Below are 15,879 nucleotides of genomic sequence, written 5' to 3'. Positions count from 1 at the left end.
GCGTCCGTCTTTCGGACTGTCCAATAGGCCGAGGCGCCGCGAGTCATAGGTCTGCGCTCTGGCTGTCGGGAATTTCCGCCTGCCAGATGCCCCGCTGGACAAGATCGTTGATCACCTCCAGGCAATGGGTCTCGATGGCACGGCTGGCAGCCGTGACGCGTAGCTGCGCGGAACGCACGATATAGACCGGCCGGCGAATGCGCGGTTCGACGATCTGGCTGCCGACCAGGTGCCCCATCTCGACGAGATCGTGCACGGCCGCCGGCGAGAGAATCGTGTAGCCGCTGCCGCGCGCCACCAGCGCCTTGATCTGCTGCAGCGAATCCATCTCGGTCACGACATGGGAGGCGACGTGCTCGGCCTTGGTGATGCGATCGATCAGTGTGCGCAGGCCATGGCGGCGCGAGGGCAGGACAAGGTCCAATGCCATGACCTTGTCCAGTTGCACCGGCTGGCCGGGCGGCGTGTCGAGCGGCCAATTGTCAGGCGCCGCATAGAACCACAGGTCCTCGCGCAGGATCAGCCGCGATGCGCATTCCCCGACCCCGTCCAGATCGTAAAGCAGGGCCAGATTGACCTCGCCATTCTTGACCAGTTCCTTGATATGGCCGCTCATCGCCTCGGTGGCACAGAACTGGACGCGCGGCATTTCCACCCGGATGGTCTCCGCAAGGGGTATGGAAAGCGCCATGGAAACCGACGCCGGCAGGCCGAACACCACCCGCCCGACCGGCTCGGCACCGGTGGTGCGGACTTCTTCCTCCGCCACGTCCATCAGCGTGGTGATGCGCACCGCATGCTCATACAGCACATGGCCGGCCTCGGTGACGACGACGCCGCGGGCCGTTCGCAAGAGCAGTTCGGTTCCGAAATGCTGCTCGAGCTTGCGGATCTGCTGCGACAGGGAAGGCTGCGCCATGCCGAGCACGCGCGCCGCCGCCGTCATGGAGCCGCTCTCGACAACCTGCCGGAAGTTTGCGAGCTGACGGGAATCCATCCCTCCTCCTGTTGCTTCAGCCCATAGGTATCGCCTATCGGGCGATAATGAACAATCTATTTGCATGCGTCATGAAGGGGCATCATCTTGGCGCCGCACACAGACAAAGGACGAATGCGCATGCAGGATCTCGCGGGCCTGACGGTGGTGTCGGTGGAACATGCCGTGGCCGCCCCATACGCGTCGGCAAAGCTGGCGGACGCCGGTGCGCGCGTCATCAAGGTCGAACGGCCGGAGGGCGATTTTGCCCGCGATTATGACCGATTGGCGGCAGGCGGCAGCGCCTATTTCGTGTGGCTGAACCGCGGCAAGGAATCAATTGCCCTCGACCTGAAAGCCCCCGAGGACAAGGCTGTTCTTGCGGCTATTCTCGGCGAGGCGGACATATTGATCCAGAATCTCGGCCCCGGCGTCATCGATCGCCTGGGCTTTGGCGCGGACGAGCTTCGCATACGCCATCCACGGCTGATCGTCTGTTCGATCTCGGGCTACGGCTCGGAGGGCCCCCGGGCAAAGCAAAAGGCCTATGATCTGCTGATCCAGGCCGAAAGCGGTCTTTGCGCCATCAACGGCACACCCGACGGGCCGGCGCGCGTCGGTGTTTCGGTTTGCGACATTGCGGCGGGAATGACGGCCTACCAGGCCATTTTGGAGGCGCTCATCGGCCGCGCGACGACCGGCGAGGGCCGGCACATCGAGGTTTCGCTGTTCCACGCGATGGCGGACTGGATGAACGTGCCCTACATCCAGCATCGCTACGGCGGGAAGACGCCGACCCGCCAGGGTCTGCATCATCCCACAATCGCACCTTACGGGGCCTTTCCATGCTCCGACGGCAAGGTGCTCTTGCTGTCCATTCAGAACGAGCGCGAATGGAAGGCCCTGTGTGCCGCATTGGGAGAACCGGACGCCGCGGCAAGAGACGGTTTTGCCAGCAACGGCGAACGGGTGGCCAACCGCGCCGAGGTAGATGCCTTTGTCGGCCGGCATCTCGTCAAGCGCGGGCGGGAGGAAAACATCGCCATTCTGGAAAAGGCGCGCATCGCCTTCGGCCGCCTTTCCGAGATGGAGGATCTCGTCAATCATCCGCAGAACCGGTTCATCGCCGTGCCGACGCCGAACGGCACGCTCGATCTGCTGGCGCCGGGTGCGGTGGTCAAGGGCGATGATGCCAGGACCTACGGGCCGGTGCCCGAAAAGGACGCGCACGGCGCGGCGATCCGAGCGGAATTTGCCGATGCCGCAAAGCACCGGGACTGAGCGATCGCGCCGTGCGCCTTAAACATGTCCCGCTCAGCTTCAAACATTTCCGTTTGAAGCGAATGCGCGCCAGACCGGCTCACCGCTTCGCGGAATCGGTTCGCCAATCTAACTCTTTGATTTGACGCAATTCCGGACGGAGAACCGGCTTCCACTTCTCCTGGAATTGCTCTAGCCGCGACGCAGAATGTCAGGCGGACGCTATCCGCCGATCCGCGCGGCCAGCATGTCGATATTTGAAGCGGCACCAAGCGCGGCGACATCGTGCCAGAGCGCTTCCTCCGCCTGCGGCCCGATGAGCGTGTGCGATTTTTCACGCAGGCGCTCTTCGAGCGTTGCCGCATCGGCGAGCGCCGCCAGATCGTGCCATGCAGGCAGGCGCACGCCCTGGATCGTCGTGACCTCCACGCGCGCCTGGGTGTCCGTCAGGCCGCTATCGGCTTCGACCATCACCCGGTCGCGCAAGGCGACGAGATCCGGCCTGACTGCTAGTTCCGCGCTGTAATTTTCCAGCGCCGCCGTATCGACCCCGGCCAGCATCATGGCCGCGGTCAGGCGATAGCTGAACTTCGCCCCCAGCCCCGTCGTCGGCGCCGGCTGATTGCACACGGCAAGCCATCGTGGATTGGTGACCACCGTCACCGCCTCGACATCGGCGGCCTTGAGACCTGCCTCGCGAAGGCTGCGCAACGCCTCGAGCATGGCGTGCAGGCCATGGCAACAGGCATGGAATTTGTAAGAAACGCCGGGAAAGGCCCAGTCCTGCCCCAGCCCCGCCCAAGCGGATTCGCGCGCCGCACCGGCGTGTGTCGGCCCGAAGCCCTGTCCTCCTGCGATAGCGTCAGGGTTGGAGGTCACGCCGTGGCGTGCCAGATCGGCCGACGCCACGCCGACCTCTGCGGCGAAACCGGCGTTCAGCGGTTTGCCCATCGTGCCGAACTGGCTCTTGAGCCCTGCGGCCCGCGTGGCGACGAGCCCCAGCGCATGCGCCATCTGCTCTGCATCGAGCCCCATGAGCCGCCCGGCGGCAGCCGTCGCACCGAACGCCCCGGACGTACCCGTCTGGTGGAACCCGGCCTCGTAATGAGATCGTCCGAGCCAATCCCCCATCCTGCAGGCCAGTTCCAGGCCCACCGCCAGCGCATCGCTCAGCGCGGCCCCGGAAACGTCCTCGCGCTCGGCCACGGCAATCGCTGCCGGGATCACCGCCACGCTGGGGTGCCCGATATGCAGGAAATGGGTGTCGTCATAGTCGAGCGCGTGGCTCGTCGCGCCGTTGACCAGCGCTGCCCCGCGCGCCGGCGCCCGTCCGCCACCGAAGAGCGCGGCCTGACCGGCGCCGCCTTCGGCAAGCACGACCGCGCGGCTGGCACGCGCCACCAGTTCTGCCCGCCCCGCCAGGCCGACCGTAGCCCAATCGAAGAGCGAGAACCGGATCGCCTGCGCCATTTTTTCGGAAACCGCGACGCGGTCGACGGCAAAATGCGCCAGAATTTCCGCCAGGCCCATCTCAATAGCTCCGCGGCATTCCAAGCACGTGCTCGGCCAGATAGGACAGGATGAGATTGGTCGAGATCGGCGCCACCTGGTAAAGCCGCGTCTCGCGGAACTTGCGTTCCACGTCATACTCCTCGGCAAAGCCGAATCCGCCATGCGTCTGGACGCAGGCTTCCGCCGCCTCCCAGCTTGCCTCCGCCGCCAGCATCTTGGCCATGTTGGCTTCAGCCCCCGGATTGCCGCCGGCCTCATAGAGCCTGATCGCCTCGTGCAGCATCAGCTCGGCCGCGCGCATGCGGGCATAGGCCTTGGCGATGGGGAACTGGATGCCCTGGTTCTGCCCGATCGGCCGGCCGAACACGACCCGCTCGCCGGCATAGGCGGCGGCCTTGCCGATGAACCATTTCGCGTCGCCGATGCATTCCGCCGCAATCAGGATGCGCTCGGCATTCATACCCGACAGGATGTAGCGAAAGCCCTTGCCCTCCTCGCCGATCAGGTTTTCCGCCGGAACCGGCACATTGTCGAAGAAGAGTTCGGTCGTCGCATGATTCATCATGGTGCGGATCGGCCGGATGGTCAGGCCGTTCTTCTTCGCCTCGCGCATATCCACCAGCAGAACCGACAGGCCTTGCGTCTTCTTCTCCACCTTATCGCGCGGCGTCGTGCGGCACAGCAGGATCATCAGGTCGGAGTGCTCGGAGCGTGAAATCCAGATCTTCTGGCCGTTGACGACGAACCGGTCGCCCTCGCGCCGCGCCACCGTGCGCAGCGATCCCGTATCCGTCCCGCTCGTCGGCTCGGTCACGCCGAAGGCCTGCAGGCGCAAGGACCCGTCGGCGACATGCGGCAGATATTTCTGCTTCTGCTCTTCGGAGCCGTGCCGCAGCAGCGTGCCCATGGTGTACATCTGCGCGTGACAGGCGCCCGCATTGCCGCCCTGGCGGTGGATCTCCTCGAGGATCACGGCGGCGGCCGAAAGCGGCAGGCCGGCGCCGCCAAACTCCTCCGGGATCAGGGCGGCGAGATACCCTGCCTTCGTCAGGGCCTCGACGAATGCGGTGGGATAGGCGCGCACTTCGTCCAGCTTGCGCCAGTAGTCGCCGGGAAAGTCCTGGCACAGCCGGCCAACGGCCTCGCGGATCTCGTCATGCGTTTCGATAGCGGTCATACGCTCCTCGTCAGTCTTGTGGGAGCACATTAATCCATCGCGCATTGCGGGGGGACAGACAATGTCCAATCGCCGCAATAGGCAGCCGCTATGCCAGAGGCATGACCCGCCGCGTCCTGATCGACACCGATCCGGGCATCGACGACGCCATCGCGGTTCTGTTCGCGTTCATCGGGGCTGACCACCGGTGCCTGTCGATTGGCGTTGGCTGAGACTTGAGACCAGATCGCTGAAGCGATCGCCCTGAACCGCGACATGGCTGCGCAGGCGCGATCGTGCCGTCTCGGCATCGCCGGCCAGGATCGCCTCGACAATGGCTGCATGTTCGCTGAGGGAGACCTTCATGCGGTTGCGCACACGCAGCTGCAGGCGCCGGTAAGGCCGGAGGCGCCGGTGCAGGGCCGCGCATTGCTCAGCGAGAAAGCCGCTGTGGCTGGCTGCGTAGATCGCGTAGTGGAACACCTCGTTGTCATAGTAATAGGAATCGGAATCCTCGCTCGCGGCCGAGCGCTCGCAGCGCGCATGGCTGTCGAGAATGGCCGCCTTGTCCTGTTCGGTATGGCGGCGCGCCGCCAATGCGCCGGCCATGCTCTCGAGCTCGGCCATCACCTCGAACATCTCAAAGATGCGGTCCGGCCCGGGGTCGACGACGATGGCGCCGCGCCGTGGCCTGACCTCGACCAGGCCGATGGCGCTGAGCTGCATCAGCGCTTCGCGGATTGGCGTGCGCGACACGCCGAAACGGGCGGCGAGTTGTGCCTCGTCGAGCCGTGCTCCAGGCTCGAAAGCTCCGGTCACGATGCCGTTTTCGATCTCGTCGCGCAGTTTGTGAAATGTGTTCGCGGCCATCTGATCCTCAAATGAATCGGCATGAAAAATACACACCAACCTGTTTTGTATACAAAAAAATTGACATTGCGCACAAGATCGGCAAGCTGCGAAGCTCATGCGGCGGGAGGCCGCATGATCAGGGAGGACAAAATGATCAAATTTGCGGGCATGTTGAAGCTGGCGACCTGTGTCGTCGTGGGCTGTCTCGCCACCGGAACCGTCAGCGCGCAAACAGTTCTGAAGGCATCGCATCAATTTCCCGGCGGAAAGGGCGACATACGAGACGAGATGGTGCAACTGATCGCACGCGAGGTTGCCGCCGCCGATGTCGGCCTCGAGATTCAGGTCTATCCCGGTGCCTCGCTTTACAAGCCGCGCGACCAGTGGAACGCCATCACCCGCGGGCTGCTCGACCTGACGTCCTTCCCGCTCGACTACGCGTCGGGCCGGCATCCGGAGTTTTCGGCCACGCTGATGCCCGGGCTGGTCGGCAATTTCGACCGCGCCATGCGGCTGAACGATTCCGACTTCATGAAGGACATCAAGAAGATCATCGAGGATTCCGGCGCCATGGTGATTTCGGATGCATGGCTGTCCGGTGCGTTCGCATCCAAGAAGAACTGCATCACCTCGCCGGACACTGTGAAGGGTCAGGTGACACGCGCGGCCGGCCCGGCATTCGAGGAAATGCTGGCAGCAGCCGGTGCGTCGATCACCTCGATGCCCTCGTCCGAAATCTACACCGGCATGCAGACGAACGTCCTCGACGCCGCCAACACCTCTTCGGCGAGTTTCGTTTCCTATCGGTTGTTCGAGCAGGTCAAGTGCCTGACGGCGCCGGGCGAGAACGCCCTGTGGTTCATGTACGAGCCCGTGCTCATGTCGAAAAGCGTGTTCGACGAACTGACGGCTGAGCAGCAGCAGGCCATCCTGGACGCCGGCGAGAAGGCCGAGGCTTATTTCAACGAAGAGATCAGGAACGGCGACAAGGAAATGATCGAGGCCTACAAGGAGGCCGGTGTCGAAGTGGTCGAAATGTCGAAGTCGGATTACGACGGCTGGCTCGAAGTGGCCAAGGCTTCCGCCTACAAGAACTTTGCCGACAAAGTGCCAGGCGGCGACAAGCTGATCGAGAAGGCCTTGGCCGTAGAATAACAAGGTGTGAATGTTGGCGGCTTGCGGCGCAACGCACACCGCCAACGGGCTTTCGTTTCAACAAGGTATTCGCGAATGGTGCAGGTCTATGTCCGTACCGTCGGCTATTTGTCGCGCGCATTTGCGGTGCTGGCCACCACGCTGATGATCGCGGCGATGGTGGTCGTCTGCCAGATGATACTGATGCGCTACGTCTTCCGGCTGCCGACGATCTGGCAGAACGATTTCGTCGTCTTCGCCGCAACCGGCGCGATGTTCCTCGGCGCGCCGTACGTCTTGCTCAAGGGCGGCCATGTCGGCGTCGACGTGGTTGACCTGATCGTCGGCGATAACACTCGCCGGTGGCTGCGCCTGATCGCGAGCCTGCTTGGCCTGTCCTTCTGCATCGTCATGCTGGCGGCGACCTGGATACAGTTCCACGATGCCTGGGCCGGCAATTGGCGTCATTCCGGGGTCCGGGCGCCGCCGCTATGGATTCCGCTTTCGGCCCTGCCGCTGAGCTTCGCCATGCTCTGCCTGCAATATGTGGCGGAGATTGCGGCGCGGCTGTCGGGTTTCGTGAAGGAGCAGATCGATCCCCGGCCGGCGGATACTTCAGATCCGGTGCGCAGCGAACCTGCAATGAGAAAGGACGCCCGATGAGCCCGACATTCGCCGGTGTCACCATCATCGCCGCCCTGTTCGTGCTTTTGGGCACCGGCATGCCGATCGCCTTCGCGCTCGGACTGACAGCCTTCATTGCCCTCTTCCTGCAAAGCGGCTTCGATGTCTTTTACATCCTCGGCGATACGATGTTTTCCGGCATCGCAAATCTCGCCTACGTGGCGATACCCATGTTCGTGCTCATGGGCGCGGCGGTCGCCTCCTCGCCGGCGGGCTCCGATCTCTACAGCTCGCTCGACCGCTGGCTGAACCGCGTGCCCGGCGGGCTGGTGCTGTCGAACATCGCTGCCTGCGGCATCTTTTCCGGCATGACCGGCTCCTCGCCCGCCACCTGCGCGGCCATCGGCAAGATGGGCATTCCCGAAATGCTGCGGCGCGGCTACCCGACCTCGGTTGCGGCCGGATCCATCGCCGCCGGCGGCACGCTCGGCATTCTCATCCCGCCTTCGGTGACGCTGATCGTCTACGGCATCGCCACGGAGACCTCGATCGGCAGGTTGTTCATGGCCGGCGTGTTTCCCGGCATCATGCTGACCGCCATGTTCATGACCTGGGCGATCATTGACTGCAAGCGCAAGGGATACGAATTCGATGCCCGCGCCATGCGCTTCACCCTGCGCGAAAGGCTGGCCGGCCTGCCGCGCGTCCTGCCCTTTCTGGTCATTATCGTCGGCACGCTCTATGTGCTTTACGGCGGCATTGCCACACCGTCGGAGGCAGCGGGGGTCGGAGCAACGCTGACGCTTCTCGTCGTCGTCATCGCCTACCGGTTGTTCCGTTTTCGTCCGATCGCCGGCATCTTCGGCTCCGCCATGCGCGAGAGCGTCATGATCATGATGATCATGGCTGCGGCGGAGCTTTTCGCCTTCGCGCTTTCCTCGCTCTTCATCACCCAGACCATTGCGGTGGCCATCGCCGACATGGAGGTCAATCGCTGGGTGCTGATGGGCATCGTCAATCTCTTCCTTCTGGTGGCAGGCATGTTCCTGCCGCCGGTGGCCGTCATCGTCATGACGGCACCGATGCTGTTCCCGATCATCACCCAGGCGGGCTTCGACCCCTACTGGTTCGCGATCGTTTTGACCATCAACATGGAAGTCGGGCTGATCACCCCGCCCATCGGGCTCAACCTGTTCGTCATCAACGCGATTGCACCCGACGTGCCCACGAGGGACATCTTGTGGGGTGCGCTGCCCTATGTGCTGGTCATGTTCCTGGCCATCATCATTCTGTGTGTGTTTCCCGAAATCGCCACCTGGCTCCCCAACCGAATGATGGGAGCAATGTGATGAACGGCACGACGTTCTTCAGCGATATGCTCCAGGCGATCACCGAGCGGGGGCGCCGCGTGCTGTCTCTCGGCCCGCGCGGCGGCGCGGGCGCGAACATGGAAGCCATCGAGAAGGCATGCGAATCGCTGCTTTCCAGCCGCGGCGAGGCGTCGGGGATGGCACTGGCAAAGGATATCCTGGATCGCTGGCAGCACTTCGACCAGACACAAGGACGCGACTTCATGATGCTGCTGCTTGACCGCTTCGGGCCGGACACCGAGCGGCTTGAACGGGCCATCGACGCTTACCGGGCCGAGCCGACGCCCAGGGCGTTGCTGGAGTTGCACACGGCGGCGGAGCCGCGCCGGCAGGAGCTGATCCGTCGCCTGAACCTGGCGCCGCAGGGCATCTCAATTCTGGTGCGCATGCGCGAGGCGCTATTGGACCTCAAAGCCGACGAGCCGGAGCTCGCCGCCGTCGACGCCGATTTCGCGCATCTTTTCACATCATGGTTCAATCGCGGCTTCCTGATGCTGATGCCGATAAGCTGGTCGACGCCGGCCGACATTTTGGAGAAGGTGATCCGCTACGAGGCGGTGCACCAGATCGACGGCTGGGACGAATTGCGGCGGCGGCTCAAACCGGAAGACCGACGCTGCTTTGCCTTCTTTCATCCGCAACTGGTCGACGAACCGCTGATCTTCGTGGAAGTCGCGCTGATGAAGGACGTGCCGGCAACCATCGCCGACGTCCTGCAGGAGGATCGGGCGCCCGTGCCGGCTCAGGACGCGACGACGGCCGTCTTCTACTCCATCTCCAACTGTCAGGCGGGTTTGCGCGGCGTCTCGTTCGGCAACTTCCTGATCAAGCAGGTGGTTGAGGATCTGCACCGCGAACTGCCAAGGCTCGCCACCTTTGTAACCCTTTCGCCGGTTCCAGGCTTCGCCGCCTGGCTGGAGGGCGAACGCCGGGCGAATGCGCCTGAAACGGTGGATGCTGCGGAACGCGAGAGGCTGGAGGCGCTGGACGACCCCGAATGGGCCGACAAGCCGGACGTTGCCACGCATCTCAAACCCGTCATGACCGCACTCGCCGCCCGCTATTTCCTGCGCGCACGCACGGCCGGCGGCAAGGTGGTCGATCCGGTGGCCCGCTTTCATCTCGGCAACGGCGCGCGGCTCGACAGGATCAATTTCCTCGCCGACCGCTCGCCCCGTGCGATGCGCCAGGCGCATGGACTTATGGTCAACTATCTCTACAAGCTCGAGGACATCGAGGCCAATCACGAGGCCTTTGCCGCACGCGGCGAGGTGGCGGCGGCGCAGAAAGTTCGCCGGTTGGCACCGGCAAGCCGTATGCCGCGACCGGCGCCGGTTTCCGGCGAGCCCGCAGACGAAAGCACAAGAACAAAAGACGACAAGGAGCTTTCTCGATGAGCAACCATATGTTCGACGCGATACGGGGCGCGGCCAGGCCGGACGCCACATTCATCGAAACGCTCGACGGGCGCGTGTGGACATATGATGAGATGCTTGCCCTTTCCGGCCGGCTGGCGGCCACGCTTGAAAAGCTGTCAGTGCGGCCAGGCGACCGTGTCGCCGTGCAGGTGGAAAAGAGTCCCGAAGCGCTGATGCTCTACCTGGCCTGCCTGCGCGCCGGCGCCGTCTACCTGCCGCTCAACACCGCCTACACGATCGCCGAACTCGACTATTTCATCGGCGACGCGGAACCCCGGCTGGTTGTCACGACACCCGATGCCGCCGAAGGCGTTCGCAGCATCGCGGCCAAGCATGGGGCACATGTCGAAACACTCGACGACAGCGGCGGCGGCAGCCTGCTCGGCCTGGCAAGGGACATGGCGCCTGATTTCGCGGATGTGGCGCGCGGGCCGGACGACCTTGCCGCCATTCTTTACACGTCCGGCACGACCGGGCGGTCGAAAGGGGCGATGCTGACGCATGACAACCTGCTCTCCAACGCCCTGACATTGTGTGACTACTGGCGCTTCAGCGAAACCGACCGGCTGATCCACGCCCTGCCGATCTTCCACACGCACGGGCTGTTCGTGGCCTCAAATGTGATCCTGCTGTCCGGCGCATCGATGTTTTTCCTGCCGAAGTTCGACGCCGGTGAGGTGTTGCGGCTGATGCCGCAGGCGACGGCGCTGATGGGGGTGCCGACCTTCTATGTGCGGCTCCTGCAGCACGAGGGCCTGAGCCGCGAGACAGCCGCGGGCATGCGCCTGTTCGTCTCCGGCTCGGCGCCGCTGCTTGCCGAAACGCACAAGCGGTTCCGCGCGACCACAGGCCAGGTGATTCTCGAGCGCTACGGCATGACGGAAACCAACATGAACACCTCCAACCCCTATGACGGCGAGCGTATCGCCGGCACCGTCGGCTTTCCGCTGCCCGGCGTTTCGCTGCGCGTCGTGGATCCCGAAACGGGCACGGCGCTCGGTGTTGACGAAACCGGCATGATCGAGGTGAAGGGCCCCAATGTCTTCAAGGGCTATTGGCGCATGCCGGAGAAGACGCAAGCCGAATTCCGTGCGGACGGCTTCTTCATCACCGGGGACCTGGGGAAGATCGATGAGAAAGGCTATGTCCACATTGTCGGGCGCGGCAAGGACCTGGTGATCTCCGGCGGCTACAACATCTATCCCAAGGAGGTCGAAACGGAGATCGACCTGCTTCCCGGCATCATCGAAAGCGCGGTCATCGGCGTGCCGCATCCCGATTTCGGCGAGGGCGTCACGGCGGTCGTCGTGCGCGAACCCGATACCGCGATCGACGAGGATGCCGTGCGCGAAGGACTGAAGGAGCGGCTTGCGCGCTACAAGCAGCCCAAACGCGTGATCTTCATCGATGCGTTGCCGCGCAACGCCATGGGCAAGGTGCAAAAGAACGTCCTGCGCGAAAGCTGCAAGTCGCTCTATACCGGTGGCTGAACCGGCCCCGCGGTTCCGAAAAGCGGCCGGGAGACTGGTCGGCTACGCGGAGCCGAGCATGAACGCCTGGGACTGCATGGCGGGCTACTGCCTGGTGCGCGAGGCCGGCGGAACCGTGCTTCCATTGCCGTCAAACGGGCTGAAGGAGCCTGCCCGGGTGCTTGCCGCGACACCCGGCAGCTTTGCCGAGCTGAAGCGCATTTCCGCGATCACAGATGATCCCGGTTGCTGAGACAGGGGCATAAGGTGGATCGACCGATGACAAGGACGATCCAGCGTGAAGACAGGCAGACGGTTTTAGGCCGAGTTCAAGCCCAAGGTTGCGCTTGAGACGATCCCGGCGTGCGCTCACCCTTCTGCGCGCCGACAGCCTCGAGAACCAGCCGGCGGACGGTCATCATTCATGATGGCGGTAGAGGTCATTGGAGCGGTCGAGATGCGAACGCATGGCTTCCGCTGCACGCTCTGGGTCGCCCGCTGCGATGCAGGCCACGATCCTGTCGTGCTCGCTGAGCGTGACGTTCTCCTGACCTGACCAGTGCAGCAGGTCCGCGTGATAATTGAACAGCCAGTTGAGCATGGCATCACTGATCGCCGAGAATATGGGGTTTCCTGAAAGTCCGGCAATCTTGCCGTGAAAGGCCATGTCCGCCTGGATGAAGGCAGGCGCATCGCCGAGTTTGGAGCGTTGCGCGTGCACCAGGCTCTTCAGTTCTTCTATGTCGGCAGGCTCGGCCTTCCTCGTGGCGATACGCACCATGCCGAGTTCGAACAGGCGGCGCGCCTCCTTCAAATGCTCCAGATTGTCGGGGGAAGACGAAAGAAGCATCCGCGCGACCATGTCCATCTGCCTGAACATGAGATCGGCGGACAACTCGCTCACCCTGGCCCGCTCGCCATGCGATATGGTGATCAGCCCGAGCGTATGCATGGACTGCATGGCCTCGCGTACCGCCGGTCGCCCGACACCGAAGCGCTCCATGAGGTCGCGCTCCGACGGCATCAGATCTCCGGGTCCGAGTTCACCTCTGACGATCATTTCCCGCAAGCGTTCCAGGACCTGGTCCGACAGCTTGCGCCGGACGATCTTTCCATCGTCGGACTCCAGAGCATTCCAGTTTTCCATGGCTCCACCGACCCTTCACTATGGCGTTCATCGTCAAACGACGCGAATCCGAACCTGACAACTATATCAACTCTCGATAACCGGGAACCGCGTGGGAGGCGTCAAATCCTTCGGGTTTGAAAGGCCTCCAGTTCGATGGGGCGATTGAATTCCACCTTCAGTTTCCGGTCCGTAAGATTGGTCGCCAGAACGGCCGGACCGTTCTTCGTCGCCACCGCAATCGCGGCCAGGCGCCTGTCGTCGCTGGCGCGGCATTCGATCAGCCGTGCATGTGCGAATCCGGCCAGGCTTGCGATCGCCTCGCCTACGGGCAACAACGATCCGTCGGCCTCGTTGAGCACGCCCCGCGGCCCGGTGAAAGCCGCCGGCACCCAGCGTTCGATCCCTGCAGGTGCAATCCGCGCCGCATAGCCGACCGTCCAGGCGGCGGCGAACCGGCCACGCTGGCGCGGATCGTCATTTGCCATGCAGACGCGCTCGCCGTGCGGATTGTCGAAGGTCCGGGAGCCATACGGGTTCTGCCGCATGCCGATGGTGCAGGGGCCGAGGCGATAGGTCCTGTCCCGCCCGATAATGGCGCGTGTCGAGCGCGTGATGTGCGGCAGGGTTTCCAGCGTCTCCATGACGCTCTCGTCATCGGCCGCATGGACGTTCGGGTTGGTGGCGTGCGTGACGAAGTCGAGCAGTTCGACAGGTGGGCGCTTCCGGTTGAGCTCGGTGAAATAGCTGAACATGCCGCCGCCAAGCGGCATATGGGGGAAAGCCCGGCGGGCAGCAGCATAGATGGCTTCGAGCGGCGGACAGTCGGGCCATTCGCTTCCCGGCGGCGTCGACTGGCGGTCGACCGAGGGACAGACGGCGATCGAAGCAGGCTCAAACCCGGTCGAACGCAATTGACCGGCCAGAATCTCGAATTCGGCGTCAAGTTCGCCCGCGCAAGCAACCACATATTCCAGTTCGTAGCGCGCGGGAAAGGCCCTTTGCAGCGCGGCAAACCCGGCCAGCGCCGATTCACCGTGCCCCGCTGCCGGGTCGAAATGGCACAGGATCGCCTGCGGAGCGATTTCACCAAGACGTTTGGCATATCGCAAGGCCGCGGGGATTTCGTCCGGCGCGACGACCAGTCCGATCCTGGGAAAACGTGTGTCAAGCACCCCACCCAGTTCGACGTGAACCGACGTGTCGGACTGGAGCGAGCGGGCACGTGCACCGGTCTCCTCCCTGTTCGCGACAATGTTCACTTCGACGGCCTGCCGGTTGGCCTCACCGGCCGGCATCGAATAGGGCCAGGGCAGTTCGAGAGGACGCACATAGGTCTTGTAGGAGGCATCGGACCAGTTGCGCTGGTCCTCCATCTCGAAGACGTCGCCTTCCATGCGGCAGGTCGCCGACAGATGCGGCGCGGGACTGTGGGTGAGTGCCCGGATCGATTTGAACGGCTGCCAGGGCTCGATCAGATCGGGAAAATGTGTCTTCTCCACTGAACCGTCGCAATGCTCGACCGCCACCGGCGCGCCGGCGACACCGTCGATCGGGTGCAGGACGCTGAAGCCGCAGCGATTGGTCTCGAAGTCCAGATCCGCTGTCGCTTCCACCGAAAAGGACAAGCGCCCGTCCGCCCAGCCCTCGATGCCTACATGATATGTCAGGCAGGCATCGCCGCTGTTGCAGGAACCGCGGTAGACGACCCGGAAGCTGTCGCCATCTTCCTCCACCTGAAGATCGGCGATCACCGGCGTCAACGTGCCCCAGTCGCGATCCCGCACGATGTAGGAGACGGCGCGCAGCACCTCGTGGCCGTCATAGCGGATATAGCGCAGATTGCCCGCTTCCAGCCGCGCCTCAAGCAGACCGGCGCGCAATATCCGAAAGGGTGCCGGCGGCGCGGCCGTTCCGAAGAGCCTGATCGCTTCGTCCTTCGCCGACATCAGGCCAAGTTCCGCATGGCAATCGTGCGGCTGCCGTCTGCGGCCGATGCATAGGCCGCATAAACCAGCGCCAGCGTCTTCAGATTGTCGGCACCCGAGGTTTCCGGTGCAAGGCCGCCGGCAAGGCAATCGACGAAGTGCCGTTCGATGTTCAGGACGCTCTCCTGAATGTTGTGCCAGGGCCGTTCGGCCCAGGGCAGCAAGGGCGGCGACACGTCACGCTCGGTCGTTCCAAGCGCATTGCACAGGGTCAGGCGATATCCCGCATCCAGGCGCAGCGTGCCGTCGCTGCCGTCGATCTCGAGCAGCGTTTCGGGAAAGTTCTCACGCGGCAGGCTGGTCGCGTAGCTGCAATCCACGATGCTGGTCACGCCGCCCTCGTGCACGAGCATCATGGTCGCCACATCCTCGGCACGGATATTCGGGCTCACCCGTCTGGTGCTTGCCGAAATTGTCGAAACGTCGCCAAACAGGAAGCGGGCGATATCCAGAATATGGATGCCCAGGTCCTGGATGATGAATTTCTCGTCGGTCGCCAGATAGGGCTGTCCCGAATAGACGTCATAGGCGGAACGGAAGCTGACACGGCCCCAGAACGGCGTGCCGATGGAGCCCTTGTCGATCTCGGCCTTCGCGGCACGGATCGCCGATTGCCAGCGAAAGTTCTCATGCACCATCAACGCGACGCCCGCATCCTGCGCCGCCCGCACCATGGCGCGCGCATCGTCCATGGTTTCCGCAAAAGGCTTCTGGCAGATGATGTTCACCCGTGACGCGGCGGCGATCTCCACCAGCGGGCGGTGCGTGCGAACAGTGGTGGCGATATCGACAAAGTCCAGCGTCTCGGCCTCGAGCATCGCCGCGGCTTCGACGTAGGTCCGGTCGATGCCAAACAGGCGTGCCGTCTCGGTCAACCGCCTTTCATCGCGGTCGCACAGCGCGACGATTTCGGCATCCTCGATATCCTTCCACGCATGCAGATGGTTCTGCGCAAAGAAACCGCAACCGATCAACGCGCCCTTCTTCATCCATG

At 63.6% G+C, this 15,879-nt stretch carries 13 protein-coding genes and 1 pseudogene; 7 read left to right on the top strand and 7 right to left on the bottom strand.

Translation table 11 applies throughout. The annotated features are described in order from the left end of the window. Nucleotides 1-43: 43 nt before the first annotated feature. Entirely contained in the window at nucleotides 44-997 is a 954-nt protein-coding gene (locus tag GM909_RS07640; protein WP_198174165.1) for a LysR family transcriptional regulator, read from the bottom strand. Nucleotides 998-1,117: 120 nt separating this feature from the next. Between GM909_RS07640 and GM909_RS07635 the strand changes: the two genes are divergently transcribed. Next, nucleotides 1,118-2,257: a CaiB/BaiF CoA transferase family protein gene (locus GM909_RS07635; RefSeq protein ID WP_198174164.1), complete on the top strand. Its 1,140-nt coding sequence runs from the start codon at nucleotides 1,118-1,120 to the stop codon at nucleotides 2,255-2,257. 201 nt (nucleotides 2,258-2,458) lie between these two features. Here the strand turns inward: GM909_RS07635 and GM909_RS07630 are convergent, their stop codons facing one another. The 3 genes from GM909_RS07630 to GM909_RS07620 all read right to left on the bottom strand — a co-directional run bounded on the left by GM909_RS07630 (nucleotide 2,459) and on the right by GM909_RS07620 (nucleotide 5,774). Then, nucleotides 2,459-3,766, bottom strand: a complete 1,308-nt coding sequence (locus GM909_RS07630; protein ID WP_157015617.1) for an MmgE/PrpD family protein — start codon at nucleotides 3,764-3,766, stop codon at nucleotides 2,459-2,461. A gap of 1 nt (nucleotide 3,767) precedes the next feature. After that, nucleotides 3,768-4,925 (bottom strand): acyl-CoA dehydrogenase family protein, encoded by a 1,158-nt coding sequence (locus GM909_RS07625; protein WP_157015616.1) that lies wholly within the window; start codon nucleotides 4,923-4,925, stop codon nucleotides 3,768-3,770. 168 nt (nucleotides 4,926-5,093) lie between these two features. Further along, nucleotides 5,094-5,774: a GntR family transcriptional regulator gene (locus GM909_RS07620; RefSeq protein ID WP_157015615.1), complete on the bottom strand. Its 681-nt coding sequence runs from the start codon at nucleotides 5,772-5,774 to the stop codon at nucleotides 5,094-5,096. 150 nt (nucleotides 5,775-5,924) lie between these two features. Between GM909_RS07620 and GM909_RS07615 the strand changes: the two genes are divergently transcribed. The 6 genes and pseudogenes from GM909_RS07615 to GM909_RS07590 all read left to right on the top strand — a co-directional run. Further along, nucleotides 5,925-6,911: a TRAP transporter substrate-binding protein gene (locus tag GM909_RS07615; RefSeq protein WP_198174174.1), complete on the top strand. Its 987-nt coding sequence runs from the start codon at nucleotides 5,925-5,927 to the stop codon at nucleotides 6,909-6,911. 75 nt (nucleotides 6,912-6,986) lie between these two features. Next, nucleotides 6,987-7,553: a TRAP transporter small permease subunit gene (locus tag GM909_RS07610; protein ID WP_157015613.1), complete on the top strand. Its 567-nt coding sequence runs from the start codon at nucleotides 6,987-6,989 to the stop codon at nucleotides 7,551-7,553. Beyond that, a complete protein-coding gene (locus tag GM909_RS07605) occupies nucleotides 7,550-8,863 on the top strand; it encodes a TRAP transporter large permease (RefSeq protein ID WP_157015612.1) in 1,314 nt (437 codons plus the stop codon). The genes GM909_RS07610 and GM909_RS07605 overlap by 4 nt, the downstream gene beginning before the upstream one ends. Then, a complete protein-coding gene (locus GM909_RS07600; protein WP_157015611.1) occupies nucleotides 8,863-10,281 on the top strand; it encodes a malonyl-CoA decarboxylase in 1,419 nt (472 codons plus the stop codon). The genes GM909_RS07605 and GM909_RS07600 overlap by 1 nt, the downstream gene beginning before the upstream one ends. Beyond that, nucleotides 10,278-11,792 carry a malonate--CoA ligase gene (locus GM909_RS07595; protein WP_157015610.1) on the top strand — a complete coding sequence of 505 codons (1,515 nt, stop codon included), beginning with the start codon at nucleotides 10,278-10,280 and terminating at the stop codon, nucleotides 11,790-11,792. Before GM909_RS07600 ends, GM909_RS07595 begins: the two co-directional genes overlap by 4 nt. A gap of 22 nt (nucleotides 11,793-11,814) precedes the next feature. Next, a pseudogene (locus GM909_RS07590) lies at nucleotides 11,815-12,024 on the top strand (inositol monophosphatase family protein); the annotation flags it as partial. Nucleotides 12,025-12,189: 165 nt separating this feature from the next. Here GM909_RS07590 and GM909_RS07585 read toward each other — a convergent pair. The 3 genes from GM909_RS07585 to GM909_RS07575 form a co-directional block, all read right to left on the bottom strand. Continuing rightward, nucleotides 12,190-12,918, bottom strand: a complete 729-nt coding sequence (locus GM909_RS07585) for a transcriptional regulator NanR (protein WP_157015609.1) — start codon at nucleotides 12,916-12,918, stop codon at nucleotides 12,190-12,192. Nucleotides 12,919-13,019: 101 nt separating this feature from the next. Continuing rightward, the gene (gene apnL / locus GM909_RS07580) at nucleotides 13,020-14,846 is read right to left on the bottom strand and encodes a D-apionate lactonase (protein ID WP_157015608.1); all 1,827 of its coding nucleotides are present in this window, start codon (nucleotides 14,844-14,846) and stop codon (nucleotides 13,020-13,022) included. Next, nucleotides 14,846-15,874 carry a Gfo/Idh/MocA family protein gene (locus tag GM909_RS07575; RefSeq protein ID WP_157015607.1) on the bottom strand — a complete coding sequence of 343 codons (1,029 nt, stop codon included), beginning with the start codon at nucleotides 15,872-15,874 and terminating at the stop codon, nucleotides 14,846-14,848. Before GM909_RS07575 ends, apnL begins: the two co-directional genes overlap by 1 nt. Between the last annotated feature and the right edge of the window lie 5 nt (nucleotides 15,875-15,879).

Origin of the sequence: Mesorhizobium xinjiangense (assembly GCF_009749525.1) — a bacterium.
Classification (GTDB): Bacteria; Pseudomonadota; Alphaproteobacteria; order Rhizobiales; family Rhizobiaceae; genus Mangrovimarina; species Mangrovimarina xinjiangensis.
Note: the sequence above shows the minus strand (reverse complement) of the source record. Positions and strands in the feature narration are given on the sequence as shown.

What these genes read in the sequence shown, in the direction of transcription:
- GM909_RS07575 (WP_157015607.1), bottom strand. Translation starts at nt 15,874, where the DNA reads ATGAAGAAGGGCGCGTTGATCGGTTGCGGTTTCTTTGCGCAGAACCAT.
- GM909_RS07635 (WP_198174164.1), top strand. Translation starts at nt 1,118, where the DNA reads ATGCAGGATCTCGCGGGCCTGACGGTGGTGTCGGTGGAACATGCCGTG.
- GM909_RS07640 (WP_198174165.1), bottom strand. Translation starts at nt 997, where the DNA reads ATGGATTCCCGTCAGCTCGCAAACTTCCGGCAGGTTGTCGAGAGCGGC.
- GM909_RS07600 (WP_157015611.1), top strand. Translation starts at nt 8,863, where the DNA reads ATGAACGGCACGACGTTCTTCAGCGATATGCTCCAGGCGATCACCGAG.
- GM909_RS07610 (WP_157015613.1), top strand. Translation starts at nt 6,987, where the DNA reads ATGGTGCAGGTCTATGTCCGTACCGTCGGCTATTTGTCGCGCGCATTT.
- GM909_RS07585 (WP_157015609.1), bottom strand. Translation starts at nt 12,918, where the DNA reads ATGGAAAACTGGAATGCTCTGGAGTCCGACGATGGAAAGATCGTCCGG.
- GM909_RS07615 (WP_198174174.1), top strand. Translation starts at nt 5,925, where the DNA reads ATGTTGAAGCTGGCGACCTGTGTCGTCGTGGGCTGTCTCGCCACCGGA.
- apnL (WP_157015608.1), bottom strand. Translation starts at nt 14,846, where the DNA reads ATGTCGGCGAAGGACGAAGCGATCAGGCTCTTCGGAACGGCCGCGCCG.
- GM909_RS07625 (WP_157015616.1), bottom strand. Translation starts at nt 4,925, where the DNA reads ATGACCGCTATCGAAACGCATGACGAGATCCGCGAGGCCGTTGGCCGG.
- GM909_RS07630 (WP_157015617.1), bottom strand. Translation starts at nt 3,766, where the DNA reads ATGGGCCTGGCGGAAATTCTGGCGCATTTTGCCGTCGACCGCGTCGCG.
- GM909_RS07620 (WP_157015615.1), bottom strand. Translation starts at nt 5,774, where the DNA reads ATGGCCGCGAACACATTTCACAAACTGCGCGACGAGATCGAAAACGGC.
- GM909_RS07595 (WP_157015610.1), top strand. Translation starts at nt 10,278, where the DNA reads ATGAGCAACCATATGTTCGACGCGATACGGGGCGCGGCCAGGCCGGAC.
- GM909_RS07605 (WP_157015612.1), top strand. Translation starts at nt 7,550, where the DNA reads ATGAGCCCGACATTCGCCGGTGTCACCATCATCGCCGCCCTGTTCGTG.